Raw genomic sequence first — 16,624 nt, 5'->3', positions numbered from 1 at the left:
AATCATTCCGCAACAGGCAACAGGGAATTTAACAGGCTTTAATTCGGATTCGTTTTTAAATTGCGGTATATCATCCTGTTTATAAGCGGAATGTATGGGGTTGAATGATTCTCCTGCAATAAGCAGATTTAACTGCCGATCTTGTCATTTCTTTCTGCGTTTCAGGTAAAAGGCGCATAAAGCGCTGAAATTCGCCGGGCGACATGATTTTAGTTACCTGAAAAGTAAAAAAGATGTGAAATGAATGCTGAAGTTATCGGGTGGTAGCCGCTGAGTTAATGCGCTGGCTATCAGCTGCTGAACAGTGAATTATGCTTTTACATGCCGGGTGGGGGAGCTATGCACGTTGTAATTCTGGGAAGTGGGGTGGTGGGAGTGGCAAGCGCCTGGTATCTGGCGCGCGCCGGGCATCAGGTGACGGTCATCGATCGTCAGCCTGCCGCGGCAATGGAGACCAGCGCAGGCAATGCAGGGCAGATTTCACCGGGCTATGCGGCACCCTGGGCCGCGCCCGGTGTGCCACTGAAGGCGGTGAAGTGGATGTTCCAGCGCCATGCGCCGCTGGCTATCCGGCTTGATGGCAGCAGCTTTCAGCTGGAGTGGATGTGGCATATGCTGCGCAACTGTGACATCGGCCACTACCAGCAGAATAAAAGCCGCATGGTGCGGATTGCGGAATATAGCCGTGACTGCCTGAAGGCGTTACGGGCGGAAACCGGTATCGCCTATGAAGGGCGTCAGGGCGGCACGCTGCAACTGTTCCGCACGCAGCAGCAGTTCGACAGCGCCAGTAAAGATATTGCCGTGTTGCGTGACGCGGGCGTGCCTTATGAGCTGTTACAGGCGCACGAACTGGCGCGCGCAGAGCCGGCGCTGGCGGCGACCCAGCATAAACTCACCGGCGGCTTACGGCTGCCCAACGATGAAACCGGCGACTGCCAGCTCTTTACCCAGCGGCTGGCGAAAATGGCGGAAGAGGCGGGGGTAGTGTTCCGCTTTAATACCCCGGTCGATCACCTGCTGCGTGACGGGAATCGCATTTATGGCGTGAAGTGCGGCGAGGAGATCGTTAAAGCGGACAGCTATGTAGTGGCGTTTGGTTCTTACTCCACCGCGCTGTTAAAAAACGTCATTGATATTCCGGTCTATCCGCTGAAAGGCTACTCACTGACCATTCCGATTAAAAATCCTGATGCGGCCCCGGTTTCGACCATTCTGGATGAGACCTATAAGGTGGCAGTGACCCGTTTTGACGATCGCATCCGGGTCGGCGGGATGGCGGAGATTGTTGGTTTTAACACCAAACTGACTGAAGCGCGGCGGGAAACGCTGGAGATGGTGGTCAGTGATCTCTATCCTGAAGGCGGTCATCTCGAACAGGCGAGTTTCTGGACCGGCTTGCGTCCGATGACGCCAGACGGTACGCCGATTGTCGGAGCCACGCCGATATCCAATCTCTATCTCAACACCGGTCACGGGACGCTGGGCTGGACGATGGCGTGTGGCTCAGGTCAGCTGCTGGCGGATCTTATCTCTGGCCAGACGCCCGCGATCGCCGCCGATGACTTAGCGGTATTCCGCTACTTACCCGGTTTCGCGGCGACCTCATCGCCGCTGCGTAACGCCAACGCAACTCGTTAAGCATTCAGGGAGAGAAAGGATGTCACGTCCGATTGTCGCTACCATCAACCAGCAGGCGTTACGTCATAACCTGGCGATCGTCCGCCAGGCCGCGCCCGACGCCCACGTCTGGTCAGTGATCAAAGCGAACGCCTACGGCCACGGCATCAGCCGGGTGCAGCAGGCACTGTCCGGCACCGATGGCTTTGCGCTGCTCGATCTGGCCGAGGCGATCCAGCTGCGTGAGCAGGGCTGGAACAAGCCGATTCTGCTGCTGGAGGGATTTTTCCAGCCAGAAGATTTGCAGCTGATCGATCGCTATCGCCTCACCATCAGCGTACACAGCAACTGGCAGATCAACGCGCTGGCCAGCGCCAGACTCTCTGCGCCGATCGATATTTACGTCAAAGTGAACAGCGGGATGAACCGCCTCGGCTTTCGTCCTGAGCAGGTTCACGGCGTATGGCAGAAACTGCGGGCGCTCAACACCGTCGCGGAGATGACGCTGATGGCGCATTTTGCCGATGCGGAAAACCCGGAAGGGTTGATTGAACCGCTACAGCGCATTGAGCTGGCGGCTGAAGGGCTGAATTGTCCGCGCTCGCTCTCCAACTCTGCCTGCACCCTGTGGCATCCTGAAGCGCACTATGACTGGGTGCGTCCCGGTATTGTGCTCTATGGCGCGTCGCCCAGCGGCGACTGGCGGGATATTGCCGGCAGCGGCTTGCAGCCGGTGATGACGCTAAGCAGTGAGATTATCGGCGTTCAGCAGCTCCAGCCGGGAGATGGCGTCGGTTATGGCTACCGCTATCGCGCCAGCAGCGCCCAGCGAATCGGCGTTGTCGCCTGTGGTTATGCGGATGGTTATCCGCGCCATGCGCCAAACGGCACACCGGTCTGTGTCGATGGCGTGATGACACAGGTGGTGGGTGCGATCTCGATGGATATGATTACGGTCGATCTCACCCCCTGTCCGCAGGCCGGGATTGGCTCAGCCGTTGAGCTATGGGGTGAGCAGGTGAAAATCGATCAGGTAGCGAAAGCGGCCGGAACGGTAGGGTATGAGTTGATGTGTGCGCTGGCCCCCCGCGTTCCGGTCTCGCTTATTTAAGTGCGGTCAGGCTGCCGCGCATCTTTCTGCTACAGCGCCAGGCGATAAACGCCAGCGCGGCACCCAGCAGCATCATCAGACTCAGCGACAGCTTCTCCGCCAGCGGCAGGGCCACGATAATCAGGCTACCTGCCGCACCACCCGCCATCTGAATAAAGCCCTGTAACGCTGACGCCACGCCCGCCTGCTGCTGATAGGGCTCCAGCGCATAGCTGGTGGCCGGGCCAACGGTAAAGGCCAGGCCAGCGACCGACACCGCCACCGGGAACATATAGAGCGCCCAGTGTGACTGCATCGACGCCGGAAACAGCTGCATACCCGCCACCAGCAATATCGCGCCCAGCAGCATGGTGAAAAACCCCATTGCCAGACAGAAAGGGCGGCCCGCTTTGCGAATCGCTTTATTCACGAACATGCTGACAAACATGATCCAGAAACCGTTCGCGCCAAAGGCGAACGAGAACTGGATGGGCGTCAGGCCGCCTTCGGTCATTAATACCTGGGGAGCCAGCGACACATAGGTCAGCACCATGCCCAGCGCGCCCGCGTTGGCGAAAGCAAAGGCCAGAAAGCGCGGCTGGCGCAGAATGGCGGCATACTGTTTAACCGGCAAGCCTTTAACCCGCAGGGTATCGGCCGGACGGGTCTCCGGCAGCCAGACAATCACCAGCAGCGTAATCAGTGCGCCGTAGCCGCAGAGAAACCAGAAGGGCGCACGCCAGTCAAAGGCGCTGGCCAGCAGGCCACCCAGCAGCGGGGCGAGCGCCGGAACGATGTTCAGTGCGCCGTTGAGAAAGCCATAAGCGCGGGCGGCATCATCACCGCTCAGGCGATCGCGCACCCCGCTGAAGGCCACTACCGCGCTACAGCAGACGCCACAGCCCTGCACCAGACGCGCTATCACAAACAGCGGAAAGGAGCTGGCGGTGGCCGCAATGACGCTGCCGAGGATATAGAGCGTCAGTCCCAGCAGGGCGATCGGCTTACGGCCATAGTTGTCCACCAGCGGCCCGGTGACCAGCTGGCCCAGCCCCATCACCAGCAGAAACAGCGGAATAGTGGTCTGCACCAGGCTGACCGGGGTATTCAGACCTGCCGCGATCTGCGGCAGCGTCGGCAAATAGAGATCGATGCCTAAAGGTGCCAGCAGCACCAGGCTTAATAACAGCAGAGTAAATTTTTGCATAACGACCAGAGGGTAAACGTTCTGTTAAAAAACGAGCCGCAGAGGGTAATGATTACCTGACAAAAAAGATAGAGGAAGAAATGCGGAAAGTGCGATGCCTGCGGTAAACAGGCATCGCGATCTCAGATTTAGTAGGCACCGTCACGGCGTAACACGACGCCAGCGGTTTTAAACAGAATGGCGATGTCGGTCCACAATGCCCAGTTTTTCACATACCAGGAGTCAAAGTAGACGCGGGTATCATAATCGATGTCGTTACGTCCGCTGACCTGCCACAGACCGGTCATCCCCGGCTTGGCCATCAGGTAGTAATCAACATCACCGGCGTAACGCTCCAGCTCCGCCTCAATCACCGGTCGCGGACCTACCAGGCTCATCTCGCCACGGATCACGTTCCAGAGCTGCGGCAGTTCATCGAGGCTGGTTTTGCGCAGGAAGCCGCCAATCCGGGTGACGCGCGGATCGTTTTTCAGCTTAAAGTCTTTATCCCATTCCATGCGCGCTTCGGCGCTGGTCGCCAGCAGATTCTCCAGCACCTCTTTCGAGTTGGTGACCATCGAGCGGAACTTCAGACATTTGAACTTTTTACCATCCTGACCCACGCGCTCATGACCATAGATCGCATTGCCGCCATCGCGTTTCACCATGTAGCAGAGCAGGGCGAAGATTGGACCCAGGAACAGCAGCAGCATTGAGGCGACCACCAGATCGAAGGCGCGCTTCAGGAACCGCGAGGAGTGCTTCGCCAGATTGTTGCTGACCCGCAGGATCATCACCTCATGGCTGAAGATAAACGACATATCGGTGCCGTAGAGCGGCACCCCGCGCAGCGTCGGGATCACCGATACCGAACGGCAGTTCATCTTCGACAGGAACTTCAGCCAGCGGTCACGCATCGGCTGCTGCTCATACTCCATGGCGACAATAAACTGCACGTTGTCACGGTCGATGGTCTGCCAGTTAATATCTTTCCAGGTGATCACCGGCACGCCATTCACGCTCTGCTCGGCCGGAACATCGTCCACCGAAATAAACGCCTGCACGTTATAGCCGAGGATCTCCTCACTTTGCAGCGCGGCGTAGGCTTCGGTGGCGTTTCTGCCGGAGCCGATAATAATGGTCTCTTTCTGCCACTGGCCCGCTTTATTAATGGCGCGTTTCACCAGGGTGCGCATCAGGGGCAGCAGCAGCAGGGCATAAGTCCAGCTGAACACCCACACCATGCGGGAGAAATCCCACTTCGAAAATGCGATCAGCGCGAGGTCGAGTAACGAGAAAACGAAAAGCGTTTTAACGATCTCTTTCAGTTCGAACCAGAAAGGTTTGCGATAGGTGTAGTGACGCAGGCGTACCCAGAACCAGCCGGTACACATGACAGACATAATAAACTGCGCCACAAAACGGTATTCAATCTGATGCGGAGGAATAAAGGAATCCAGCTCCCCCCAGATGCCCTGAATTGTCGCGGCGGATAAGAATAACGCCAGATTAAGTGCAATCAGATCGGAAAAACTCAGGGCGAATTTCACGATGATATTTTTTCGCGTTCCGCTCCAGGAGCGGCTCGGGTTATTCATTATCAATGTACTTGCCATAAAACCTGCTCTCTTTCTTAAGTAAAAGATGGCCTGACCAGAATCAAGTACGCGCTCAGGAGTGGGCTACTGAAAAAATTAAAAATTCATTTTCAGTTTGGTGCAGTCAGTAAAGCCAGTGCAGCTGCGAAAGGTGTTACGGTTAAAGCGTGATGTCACTCACGAATTATTGCAGCGATGAGAAAGAGTATGCAGGAGATATTTGACAGAGTTAATACGGAAAAAATCTGAAAACAGCAAAAGCAGTTAAAGATTTAAATGGGTAAGTTGTTGTTTATCAGGGATAAAATAAGAAGAGGGTTGGTTATAACCAAACTGTTTAAGATGATTTTTAGGAATTACCGCCAAATCTGACGACTGGCGGTAACGGGCGTGACTCAGGCAGGTTTTTTTAAAATCCAGCGGTCCTGCTGTTTATCATAATGGCCCAGTTGCAGATCAACCGGTTCACCATCAATCCACGCCGGTACGCTGGTATCACGATCCCAGCCATCGAGTTGAGTAATTAAGCCGGGATTGGTGTCACAGGGGATACTGACGGTGTCCAGGTTCTCACTGTCAAGATCGGCATCAACAATCTCATAACGACCAATTTTAACCACGTGTCCCATTCATTGCTCCCGTTTTTGCTGGCATAGAGAGTTAAGCGTAGTTCATCAGCAGAAAATAACGCCGCTGAATGATTAAGATTAATCCTTCTCTTCAGCCGGACGGACACCAATCTTCACTATGCGGTTATCCTCTTTCTCCGCCACGGTCCAGGTCAGCTGATTCCACTCAACCTGATCGCCCACCACCGGCGCGCCACCCAGCATCCCCAGCACCAGCTGCCCCAGCGACTGCTGATCGTTGGTGTTCTCATCCAGCTCCAGCCCGTAAATCTGCGCCACGTCGCGCAGGCGCGCTTCGGCATCCAGAATGAAATCGCCAAAGAAACGCTGATCGAGCGAGACGGGCGGTGTCTGGCTGAACATTTTGCCCAGCGCCGGCAGATCGCGTTCACGGCCAATCACGCAGATGACGTCGTTCTCTTTCAGTCGCGTGCCGCCATTGGGGTGCATCAGCACATTGTCACGGAACAGCGCCGCGATGCGGGTTTCACGCGGCATCTGCAAATCACGCAGCGCCGCCCCGACGCACCACTTATCGGCGCTGAGCTGGTAGACAAACTGTTCCCACGGGTTTTCGGGATGAATATCCAGGCCGATTCGGCTGATCGGTGAGGCGGTTGGTGGCACCACCACTTTAGCTTTCTTCGCCGCAAAGCCCAGTGACGTCCCCTGCAACATCAGCGACACCAGCACCACAAAGAAGGCGATATTAAAGTAGAGTGACGCATTCTCTAAGCCAGCCATCATCGGGAAGACCGCGAGGATAATCGGCACCGCGCCGCGCAAGCCGACCCAGCTGATAAAGACCCGTTCGCGCGTGGTGAAGCTGCGGAACGGCAGCAGACCAATAAACACCGACAGCGGACGCGCCACCAGGATCAGCCACAGCGAGAGGATCATCGCCGGCACCGCGATATGCCATAAATCAGACGGCGTCACCAGCAGTCCCAGCACGATGAACATACCGATCTGACTTAACCACGCCATACCATCAAAGGTTTGCAGAATGCCGTGACGGTTGCGGATTGGCCGGTTGCCGAGTAAAAAGCCGCACAGATAGACCGCGAGGATGCCGCTGCCTTCTAACACCGTGGTCAGGGCGAACACCAGAATGCCGCCACTCAGCGCCAGCAACGGATAGAGCCCGCCCGCCAGGTTGATGCGGTTAATCAGCTGCTGTAACGCCCAGCCGCCGCCGAGTCCCAGCACGATACCCAGACCGAACTGCTGTACCAGATGCACCAGGAACATCCAGTCCAGCCCGCGCTGACCCTGCTCGATCATCTCAATCAGGGTAATGGTAAGAAACACCGCCATCGGGTCGTTACTGCCCGACTCAATCTCCAGGGTGGAGCTGACACGCTCGTTGAGACCCTTGTCGCCCAGCAGCGAAAAGACCGCCGCCGCGTCGGTCGAGCCGATGATGGCACCAATCAGGAAACCCTGCATCATATCGAGATTAAACAGCCAGGCGGCCACCAGACCGGTCAGGCCAGCGGTGATCATCACCCCGATGGTCGCCAGCGACAGCGCCGGCCCCAGGGCGACCTTGAAGGAGCTGAGTTTGGTCCGCATCCCGCCATCCAGCAGGATAATCGCCAGCGCCAGGTTAGAGATCAGATAGGCCGCCGGATAGTTGTCAAACGCGATGCCACCAATGCCATCGACGCCGGTCAGCATCCCCAGAGCAAGGAAGATCACCAGAATAGGAATGCCCAGGCGTGATGAGAAAGAACTGAGCAAAATACTCGATGCTACCAGCACGGAACCGATGATAAACAGACTGTATACAATGGTGTGGTTCAAACCCGGTCTCCTGACATATGGCGTTGAGTGACGGCATTGGTGACAAATATCCATGCTATCTCTGAAAGATAATGTTTTATCAAGGAGTTGTCATTGTGAAATTGATCATTATACGAATTGCTTAACCGGGTATGGAATCAGATTAATGTGAAGAATGAGGGGGTTGGCAGGCAAGCGGCAGAAAAGGGACTGTTTTAGCAGGTTATTCGGCAGATAAAAAAAGCCGGTAATTAACCGGCTCTGTGAGTCAGGCTTCCGTTGCCTGTTTATGAAACAGCGATCGGAACACCGGATAAATATCTTCCGGCTCGCGGATATGTTCAATGGCAAAATTATCGAACATCGCCTGCAAGTGTTCATACTCACGCCACAGGGTCTGATGGGCGCGGCGGGTGATTTCGATATAGCTGTAGTAACGCACCACCGGCAGGATCTGCTTCGCCAGAATCTCGTGGCAGAGCGGCGAATCATCAGCCCAGTTGTCGCCATCGGACGCCTGCGCCGCATAGATATTCCATTGCGCCGGGTCGTAACGCGCTTTCACCACCTCATCCATCAGCTTCAGCGCGCTGGAAACGATGGTGCCGCCGGTCTCTTGCGAGTAGAAGAACTCCTGTTCATCCACCTCTTTCGCCTGGGTATGGTGGCGGATATAGACCACATCCACATTCTTGTAGGTGCGGCTGAGAAACAGATAGAGCAGGATATAGAAGCGCTTGGCCATATCTTTGGTGGCCTGATCCATCGATCCGGAGACATCCATCAGGCAGAACATCACCGCCTGACTGGAGGGTTCCGGGCGTTTCTCAAAGTTTTTGTAGCGCAAATCGAAGGTGTCGATAAACGGCACCCGGTCGATGCGCGCCCGCAACTCGGCAATCTCTTTGCGTAGCCGCTCCTCCTCCAGCAGCTGTGCCGGTTCCGAATTCTCCACCTGCTTCAGCGTCTCTTCCAGCTCATGCAGCATCCGGCGTTTACCCGCCGTCATCGCGGTGCGGCGGGCCAGTGAGTTTTGCAGTGAACGCACCACGCTGATATTGGCCGGCACCCCATTTGAGGTGAAGCCGGCGCGATGGGTTTTGTACTCGTTCATCTGACGATGCTGGTTGCGGCGCAGGTTAGGCAGGGCGAGATCTTCAAACAGCAGGTCGAGATACTCATCTTTCGAAATCTGAAAGACGAACTCATCCTGGCCTTCTCCATCCTGACTGGCATTGCCCTGACCGCCGCCACCGCCGCCGCCGCCACCCTGTGGCCGCTCGACGCGGTCATTCTGCACAAAATGGTCATTGCCGGGATGCACCCGATGACGGTTCCCGCCGCGTCCCTGATGGAAAATCGGCTCGTTAATATCGTCAATCGGAATAGAAACAGACTCACCGCTGCTGACGTCGGTCACCGAGCGTTTATTAATGGCCTCGGAGATCGACTGCTTGATTTGCGACTTGTAACGGCGCAGGAAGCGCTGGCGGTTGACCGCGCTCTTGTTTTTACCGTTAAGCCGGCGATCGATGAAATAGGCCATGGTGTTCCCCCAAACTACATTGTAAGCAGGCCGGGCGAACCCGACCTTATGGTGCCGGTACAGTGACCGGCGTGCTTACAGACTCTTATCAGGACGATTTGCGCACGCGCAGATACCATTCGCACAGCAGGCGAACCTGTTTGCGGGTATAGCCTTTTTCCATCATGCGATCGACAAAGTCGTCATGCTTCTTCTGCTCATCGGTGGAGGTCTTGGTATTAAACGAGATCACCGGCAGCAGCTCCTCCGTGTTGGAGAACATTTTCTTCTCGATCACGGTGCGTAATTTCTCGTAACTGGTCCAGTTTGGATTGCGACCATTATTGTGTGCCCGGGCGCGCAGCACAAAGTTAACGATCTCGTTACGGAAATCTTTCGGGTTGCTGATGCCCGCGGGCTTCTCGATTTTCTCCAGTTCCGCGTTGAGCGATTCACGATCGAACAGCTGTCCGGTATCGGGGTCGCGATACTCCTGGTCCTGAATCCAGAAATCGGCATAGGTGACATAGCGGTCAAAGATGTTCTGGCCATATTCAGAGTAGGACTCCAGATAGGCGGTCTGAATCTCTTTGCCGATGAACTCCGCATATTTCGGGATCAGATATCCTTTCAGATGCTCCAGATATTTCTCCGCCTGCTCCTGCGGGAACTGCTCGCGCTCAATCTGCTGCTCCAGCACGTAGAAGAGATGCACCGGGTTGGCGGCCACTTCGGTATGGTCGAAGTTAAACACCCGCGACAGGATTTTAAAGGCAAAACGGGTCGACAGGCCGTTCATCCCCTCATCCACACCGGCGTAATCGTGATACTCCTGCCACGACTTCGCTTTAGGATCGGTATCTTTCAGGCTCTCACCATCATAGACCCGCATCTTGGAGTAGATGCTGGAGTTTTCAGGATCTTTCAGGCGCGACAGAATAGAGAAGCGTGCCAGCGTCTCCAGCGTGCCGGGTGCGCAGGGCGAGGTGGCCAGCTCACTGTGGTTCAGCAGCTTGTCGTAGATTTTGATCTCTTCCGAGACCCGCAGGCAGTAAGGCACCTTAACGATATAGACGCGGTCAAGGAACGCCTCATTATTCTTGTTGTTACGGAACGTCACCCACTCTGATTCGTTGGAGTGCGCCAGAATAATGCCGTTAAACGGCAGGGCGGAGATCCCCTCGGTCCCGTTGTAGTTACCCTCCTGAGTCGCGGTCAGCAGCGGATGCAGCACCTTGATTGGCGCTTTGAACATCTCAACGAACTCCATGATGCCCTGGTTAGCGCGGCAGAGCGCACCGGAGTAACCATAGGCGTCGGGATCGTTCTGCGCGTGGTTTTCCAGTTTGCGAATATCCACTTTACCCACCAGCGCCGAAATGTCCTGGTTGTTCTCATCGCCCGGTTCGGTTTTGGCAATCGCCAGCTGCTCCAGAATGGAGGGCCAGACTTTGACCACTTTAAAGCGGGAAATATCACCGCCGAAATCGTGCAGACGCTTGGCGGCCCACGGCGACATAATGGTGCCGAGGTAACGACGCGGCACGCCATACTCTTTTTCAAGAATATGCGCGTCTTCCTGTGGGTTAAACAGGCAGAGAGGGTGGTCGTTTACCGGGCTGCGCTCGCCGTCTGCGCTCAGCACATAGATCGGCACCCGTTGCATCAGCGACTTCAGCCGTTCCGCCAGCGACGACTTACCCCCACCGACCGGACCCAGTAAATAGAGGATCTGTTTCTTCTCTTCGAGTCCCTGAGCGGCATGTTTCAGGTAGGAGACGATCTGCTCAATCGCTTCCTCCATGCCGTAAAACTCCTCGAACGCCGGATAGCGTCCCATCACACGGTTGGAAAATATTCTGGAAAGGCGTGGCTCCTGAGCAGTGTCGACCATTACTGGCTCACCGATAGCCATTAAGAGTCGCTCTGCGGCGTTGGCGTATGCACTGCGATCCTGCTTACAGATAGCGAGAAATTCCTGCAGTGTGAACTCTTCGTCCTTGGCAGCTTCATAACGCTGACGATAGTGATCGAATATATTCATAGCGATGCCCGTCCTTTCGTTTTTAGCACAGGTAAGGAGCGTAATCAGAGGCTCATGCAGCTCCCGGAAAATATTCTCTGTTGAGTACAGCAACCCTTATGCCAACCTGATCTTTCTTATCGGGATACACAACTTTTATGGTTACTCTGCTCGTACAAAAAGTCTGCTCTTACTTCTAACTGTAGATGGCTTCTAGGAAATTTCCTCCACGGGTTTGGGTGAATGAGGGAGAGATCAACTGCAAAATGCGTATGTTGTGAGACGGGTGAGCGTCGTTGATAGTTAAACTTAACGTATCTTTGACCTTTGGTGCCACTTTCATCGGTGGGTGACTTAAAGGATTTCGATATAAGTTAATCCAGCCGTGAAAAAACGTTAGACTTCCCGATGATTGTTATATTTATGGGACGATGAAATTGTGAACCATTTCAAAATTAAGACGCTTGTTGCACTTTTACCCTGTTATTTGCTAGTCAGCCCGCTTTATGCCGCTCCGCTTTCTGTGGGCGCCTCACTGATTTACGCTGAGTCACCTTATCGCGGTGGTCAGGATCGCTACCTGCCGGTTCCGGTGATTAATTATGAGGGAGAAAACTTCTGGTTCCGCAGCCTGCAAGGCGGTTATTACCTGTGGAAAGATCCGCAGAACCAGCTCTCCCTGACGCTGCTCGGTTCGCCGCAGGAGTACAAACCCAGCGACAACGATCTGGGTGACATGAAAGGGCTGGATAAACGCCGTATGACCCTGATGGGGGGCGCAACTTACCGTCACACTGCTGACTGGGGAATTGTGCGCACCGCCTTGCTCGGCGATGTGCTGAATAACAGCAACGGAATGATCTGGGATCTGACCTACCTTTATCGCTTCGAAATGGGGGATTTCAGTCTGACCCCAGGTATCGGGGCGATGTGGAACAGCGCCAACCAGAACCGTTATTACTACGGTGTTTCCGGGCATGAAAGTGCCCGTACCGGCATCAGCCGTTACAACCCGGATGACAGCTGGTCACCTTACGTGGAGCTGAGCGCCAGCTATCAGGTTTCTGCACAGTGGAACGTCGGCGTGGTCGGTCGCTACACCCGCTTCGACAGTGAAATCAAAGACAGCCCGATGGTGGACAAGAGCGGACAGGCCACGATCTGGACCGGCGTCAGCTACAGCTTCTGATAACGCACCATAAGAGGGCATTCAGAGCCCTCTGTTCTTTTACAGGGCCCCGTTATGGGGCGGGAGAGCCGCATGCGTAACACCATCGATTTTGCCGGACACACCGATCTGCCGGTAATAGGCCAGGGCACCTGGTATATGGGCGAAAATCCGGCGCAGCGCGCCAGTGAGGTCGCCGCATTACAGGCCGGGCTGGAATGTGGATTACGATTAATCGATACCGCTGAGATGTACGCTGACGGCGGTGCCGAAAAAGTCGCTGGCGAGGCGCTGCACGGCCGCCGCGATCGGGCGCTACTGGTGTCGAAAGTCTATCCGTGGAACGCCGGGGAGCAGGATGCGATTGAGGCCTGTGAGCGCAGTCTGCGCCGGTTGCAAACCGATTATCTCGACCTCTATCTGCTGCACTGGCGCGGCAATATCCCGCTGGAAGAGACGCTGCGCGCAATGGAGCGGTTGCAGCAGCAGGGCAAAATCCGCCACTGGGGCGTCTCAAATTTCGACTATGAAGATATGGCCGAACTGTGGGATGAGGAGAAGGGGAAAGAGTGCGCCACCAACCAGGTTCTCTATCATCTGGCCTCACGCGGCATTGAGTTTGATCTGCTGCCCGCGTGTCAGCAGCGTAATCTGCCGGTGATGGCTTACTGTCCGCTGGCGCAGGCGGGACGCTTACGTGAGTCGCTGTTTACCGATCCGCTGCTGACTCAGCTTGCACAGCAGAAGGGCATCAGCGTGGCGCAGCTGCTGCTGGCATGGGTAATCCGTCAGCCAGGCGTGATCGCCATTCCCAAAGCAAGCTCGGTGGCTCATGTGCAGGAAAATGCGGCGGCGCTGGAGGTCATCCTGACGGACGATGAGCTGAAACGCATCGATCGCGCCTGGCCAGCACCGCAGCATAAGCTGCCGCTTGATATTGTTTAACGCTTAGCAGCGTCAGCGGTTGCGCCTTTTTTCTTCAGGCGAAAAGTGGTACCCAGGCGTGCCGGCTTTTCGCCCGCACTGCGTAATGGCCTGCTAATGCGCGCGGTTTCGACACAGACCATGGTTTTGTAACCCTCATTGGCCATATCCGCCATGCTACAGGAGAGTTCCACTCCGGGGTTCCACGTGACAACGTCACTATGATGGTGATGGTAAACTTCAATCTGCCGCTGACCCGCGGTGTCATTAATTACCGAGCAATCCTCTGCCGCCGTATAGATGCGATCAATCCGGCCAGGGTAGCGCTGCTTACCGTCACCGTTTTCTGACTGACTGTTATTCACTTTGTCGATGTAGTTGTTGCCCAGCCCGGACACCTCAACACCGTTAATATCGCTGACGGTGAAGTAACTGTGCAGGGCGGCGGTGGCCTCAAAGTCGCCATGCGCTTCCAGCTCAATCTCACAGTGCTGGCCCAGACGGAACCGGGCGATCAGGGTAAATTCATGCGGCCAGAGTTTCAGCGTCTGTGGGTTGCTCTCCAGCACCAGCGTCAGGATCACGCCATCTTCATTTTCATCATGGGCAGAGAGAGTCCACGGCTGATTACGGGCAAAACCGTGCGCCGGCTCGCCCGCCGGGCCAAACCATGGCCAGCAGATGGGAACGCCGCCACGAATCGCTTTGCCGGGCGAGAAGAGGCTTTTATCGCTCAGCCACAGCACCGGCTTTTCACCGCTGGGCTGCCAGGCAATCAGATGCGCCCCCTGGAGCGTAATAGCGGCCCGGACCTTAGGATGGCTGACGATAATAGCGGGCAGTTCGCCCACCTGACGCTGGGAGAGGTAGGGGGAGATCTGCGTCACCACCGGCAGAGAGAAGAGTTTATCTTGCATCTTTGATTCCTTGCTGAATGGATCAAAAAAAGGGCGACCGAAGTCGCCCTTATTCTCAGTGCTAGCTGGCTGCCTTATTTAGCAGAAACCAGAGCAATCAGGTCGAGAACTTTGTTTGAGTAGCCAGTTTCGTTGTCATACCAGGAAACCAGTTTCACAAAGTTGTCGTTCAGCGCGATACCCGCTTTGGCATCGAACACAGAAGTCAGCACTTCGCCGTTGAAGTCGGTGGAAACCACGTCATCTTCAACATAGCCCAGTACGTCTTTCATCTCGCCTTCTGCTGCTGCTTTGATAGCTGCACAGATTTCTTTGTAAGATGCCGCTTTTTCCAGACGCACGGTCAGGTCAACTACGGAGACGTTAGGGGTTGGTACGCGGAAAGCCATACCCGTCAGTTTGCCGTTGAGCTCTGGCAGAACTTTACCCACGGCTTTCGCTGCGCCGGTTGATGAAGGGATGATGTTCTGAGAAGCGCCGCGGCCGCCGCGCCAGTCTTTGTGAGACGGGCCATCAACGGTTTTCTGGGTAGCAGTGGTGGCGTGAACCGTGGTCATCAGACCTTCAACGATGCCAAACTTGTCGTTGATCACTTTTGCCAGCGGTGCCAGGCAGTTAGTGGTACAGGAAGCGTTAGAGACGATGTCCTGGCCATCATATTTGTCGAAGTTTGCACCACGAACAAACATTGGGGTGTCATCTTTAGATGGACCGGTCAGTACGACTTTCTTAGCACCTGCGGTGATGTGTTTACGTGCGGTTTCGTCGGTCAGGAAGATACCGGTTGCTTCAGCAACAACGTCAACGCCCACTTCATCCCACTTCAGGTTGGCTGGGTCACGCTCAGAAGTAACACGGATTTTTTTACCGTTAACCACCAGTGCGCCATCCTGAACTTCTACGGTGCCGTCGAAACGACCGTGCGTAGAGTCATACTTCAGCATGTACGCCATGTAATCAGCGTCCAGCAGGTCGTTGATAGCAACGATTTCGATGTCAGAACGTTTCTGAGCAGCACGGAAAACGATGCGACCGATACGGCCAAAACCGTTGATACCTACTTTGATAGTCATATATTCCACCAGCTATTTGTTAGTGAATAAAAGGTTGCCTGTAAAATTACAAAAACCTTACCAGGCGTCAAGCGGAATCGTGTCAATTGTTGCGACAGGTCAATTCGCCTGAAAGGAATTATTCGATGCGCAAACGCTTGCGCACCGCCGATCATATCGTGCTTTGCCGGATCAATTGCCGAATATATAGGGATGCTCCGGATAAAAGGTGATCGAGGTCACAAATCCGGCTTGTGGAAAACAGAGTGAAAGGGTGAGCACGAAAAAAGACCCGTCTTATGTTGATCATTTGTTAGAATAATAGTCGAAATTTTCAGAATGGCACTGCCTGGAATCCTAAAATGGCTAAAGAGACCGCACCTGAAGCAAAAATCGCGCAGCTGACAGAAATGCAGCGTTATGTGACGCAGCAGCGCGGAACAGAACCGCCTTACAGCGGTGCACTGCTGCACAACAAACAGGAGGGGATCTACCACTGTCTGGTCTGTCACGCACCGCTTTTCCTCTCCGAAACCAAGTATGATTCGGGCTGCGGCTGGCCCAGTTTTTATCAGCCGGTAGATGATAATGCGATTCGCTACATCGAAGATAACTCGCACGGTATGCAGCGGGTTGAAATCCGCTGCGGCAGCTGTGATGCGCATCTGGGACACGTCTTCCCGGATGGCCCGCAGCCGACCGGTGAACGCTACTGTGTTAACTCCGCCTCGCTGAATTTTACCGACGAGCAGGGCGAACAGACTAAAGGGTAGAGGCGATGAAGGAACAACTGGAAGCGATGATTGCGTCGATGACGCCGGAAGTCTATCAGCGTCTGGCAACCGCCGTTGAGATTGGTAAGTGGCCCGATGGCGTCGCCCTGACTCAGGAGCAGCGCGAGAACTGCCTGCAACTGGTGATGATGTGGCAGGCGCGAAACAACGACGCGCCGCAGCATATGACCATTGGCAAAGGCGGGGAGATGGTGACCCGCTCGAAAAAAGAGCTGAAGGAAGAGTTCGGTATCGAGTCAGACGTCACCCGTATCCATCTGCACTAGCTGTCACAATCAGTTCTGATTCACCTATAAAAAAGCTGGCGTCGCGC

Annotated in this window: 14 protein-coding genes; 6 read left to right on the top strand and 8 right to left on the bottom strand. The window is 55.1% G+C overall.

Annotated elements, in window-relative coordinates; genetic code table 11:
- Positions 1-339 precede the first annotated feature (339 nt).
- Both ACCW71_RS06755 and dadX read left to right on the top strand, forming a co-directional pair.
- Positions 340-1,641, top strand: coding sequence for a D-amino acid dehydrogenase (locus tag ACCW71_RS06755; protein ID WP_436370359.1), 1,302 nt, complete (start codon positions 340-342; stop codon positions 1,639-1,641).
- A gap of 19 nt (positions 1,642-1,660) precedes the next feature.
- Positions 1,661-2,731 carry a catabolic alanine racemase DadX gene (gene dadX / locus ACCW71_RS06750; protein ID WP_436370358.1) on the top strand — a complete coding sequence of 357 codons (1,071 nt, stop codon included), beginning with the start codon at positions 1,661-1,663 and terminating at the stop codon, positions 2,729-2,731.
- On the opposite strand, the gene ACCW71_RS06745 is transcribed toward dadX, so the two are convergent.
- The 6 genes from ACCW71_RS06745 to yeaG form a co-directional block, all read right to left on the bottom strand.
- Entirely contained in the window at positions 2,724-3,917 is a 1,194-nt protein-coding gene (locus ACCW71_RS06745; RefSeq protein WP_436370357.1) for a multidrug effflux MFS transporter, read from the bottom strand. The genes dadX and ACCW71_RS06745 overlap by 8 nt on opposite strands.
- Before the next feature lie 128 nt (positions 3,918-4,045).
- On the bottom strand, positions 4,046-5,512 hold the full coding sequence (gene wbaP, locus ACCW71_RS06740; protein ID WP_436370356.1) for an undecaprenyl-phosphate galactose phosphotransferase WbaP: 1,467 nt from the start codon (positions 5,510-5,512) through the stop codon (positions 4,046-4,048).
- 377 nt (positions 5,513-5,889) lie between these two features.
- Positions 5,890-6,123, bottom strand: a complete 234-nt coding sequence (locus ACCW71_RS06735; RefSeq protein WP_436370355.1) for a DUF1480 family protein — start codon at positions 6,121-6,123, stop codon at positions 5,890-5,892.
- A 78-nt stretch (positions 6,124-6,201) separates the two neighbouring features.
- The gene (locus tag ACCW71_RS06730; RefSeq protein WP_436370354.1) at positions 6,202-7,929 is read right to left on the bottom strand and encodes a potassium/proton antiporter; all 1,728 of its coding nucleotides are present in this window, start codon (positions 7,927-7,929) and stop codon (positions 6,202-6,204) included.
- Between the two features lie 247 nt (positions 7,930-8,176).
- Positions 8,177-9,454 (bottom strand): YeaH/YhbH family protein, encoded by a 1,278-nt coding sequence (locus tag ACCW71_RS06725; RefSeq protein ID WP_436370352.1) that lies wholly within the window; start codon positions 9,452-9,454, stop codon positions 8,177-8,179.
- Positions 9,455-9,542: 88 nt separating this feature from the next.
- Positions 9,543-11,477 carry a protein kinase YeaG gene (yeaG, locus tag ACCW71_RS06720; RefSeq protein WP_009089877.1) on the bottom strand — a complete coding sequence of 645 codons (1,935 nt, stop codon included), beginning with the start codon at positions 11,475-11,477 and terminating at the stop codon, positions 9,543-9,545.
- Positions 11,478-11,895: 418 nt separating this feature from the next.
- Here yeaG and ACCW71_RS06715 point away from each other — a divergent pair, with 418 nt between their 5' ends.
- Positions 11,896-12,645: a MipA/OmpV family protein gene (locus ACCW71_RS06715; RefSeq protein ID WP_436370351.1), complete on the top strand. Its 750-nt coding sequence runs from the start codon at positions 11,896-11,898 to the stop codon at positions 12,643-12,645.
- A gap of 72 nt (positions 12,646-12,717) precedes the next feature.
- Entirely contained in the window at positions 12,718-13,569 is an 852-nt protein-coding gene (locus ACCW71_RS06710) for an aldo/keto reductase (RefSeq protein WP_436370350.1), read from the top strand.
- Here the strand turns inward: ACCW71_RS06710 and ACCW71_RS06705 are convergent.
- The gene (locus ACCW71_RS06705) at positions 13,566-14,465 is read right to left on the bottom strand and encodes a D-hexose-6-phosphate mutarotase (protein ID WP_436370349.1); all 900 of its coding nucleotides are present in this window, start codon (positions 14,463-14,465) and stop codon (positions 13,566-13,568) included. The two genes, ACCW71_RS06710 and ACCW71_RS06705, sit on opposite strands and share 4 nt — an antisense overlap.
- 74 nt (positions 14,466-14,539) lie before the next feature.
- Positions 14,540-15,538 carry a glyceraldehyde-3-phosphate dehydrogenase gene (gene gapA / locus ACCW71_RS06700; protein ID WP_436370348.1) on the bottom strand — a complete coding sequence of 333 codons (999 nt, stop codon included), beginning with the start codon at positions 15,536-15,538 and terminating at the stop codon, positions 14,540-14,542.
- 341 nt (positions 15,539-15,879) lie between these two features.
- Here gapA and msrB point away from each other — a divergent pair, with 341 nt between their 5' ends.
- Positions 15,880-16,290, top strand: coding sequence for a peptide-methionine (R)-S-oxide reductase MsrB (gene msrB, locus ACCW71_RS06695; protein WP_436370347.1), 411 nt, complete (start codon positions 15,880-15,882; stop codon positions 16,288-16,290).
- 5 nt (positions 16,291-16,295) lie between these two features.
- Positions 16,296-16,577: a YeaC family protein gene (locus ACCW71_RS06690; protein WP_436370346.1), complete on the top strand. Its 282-nt coding sequence runs from the start codon at positions 16,296-16,298 to the stop codon at positions 16,575-16,577.
- The last annotated feature ends 47 nt before the right edge of the window (positions 16,578-16,624 follow it).

Origin of the sequence: Pantoea sp. C2G6, assembly GCF_051336815.1 — a bacterium.
Lineage (GTDB): Bacteria > Pseudomonadota > Gammaproteobacteria > Enterobacterales > Enterobacteriaceae > Pantoea.
The sequence above is the reverse complement of the archived record's forward strand: the minus strand, read 5'-3'. Positions and strand labels throughout refer to the sequence as shown.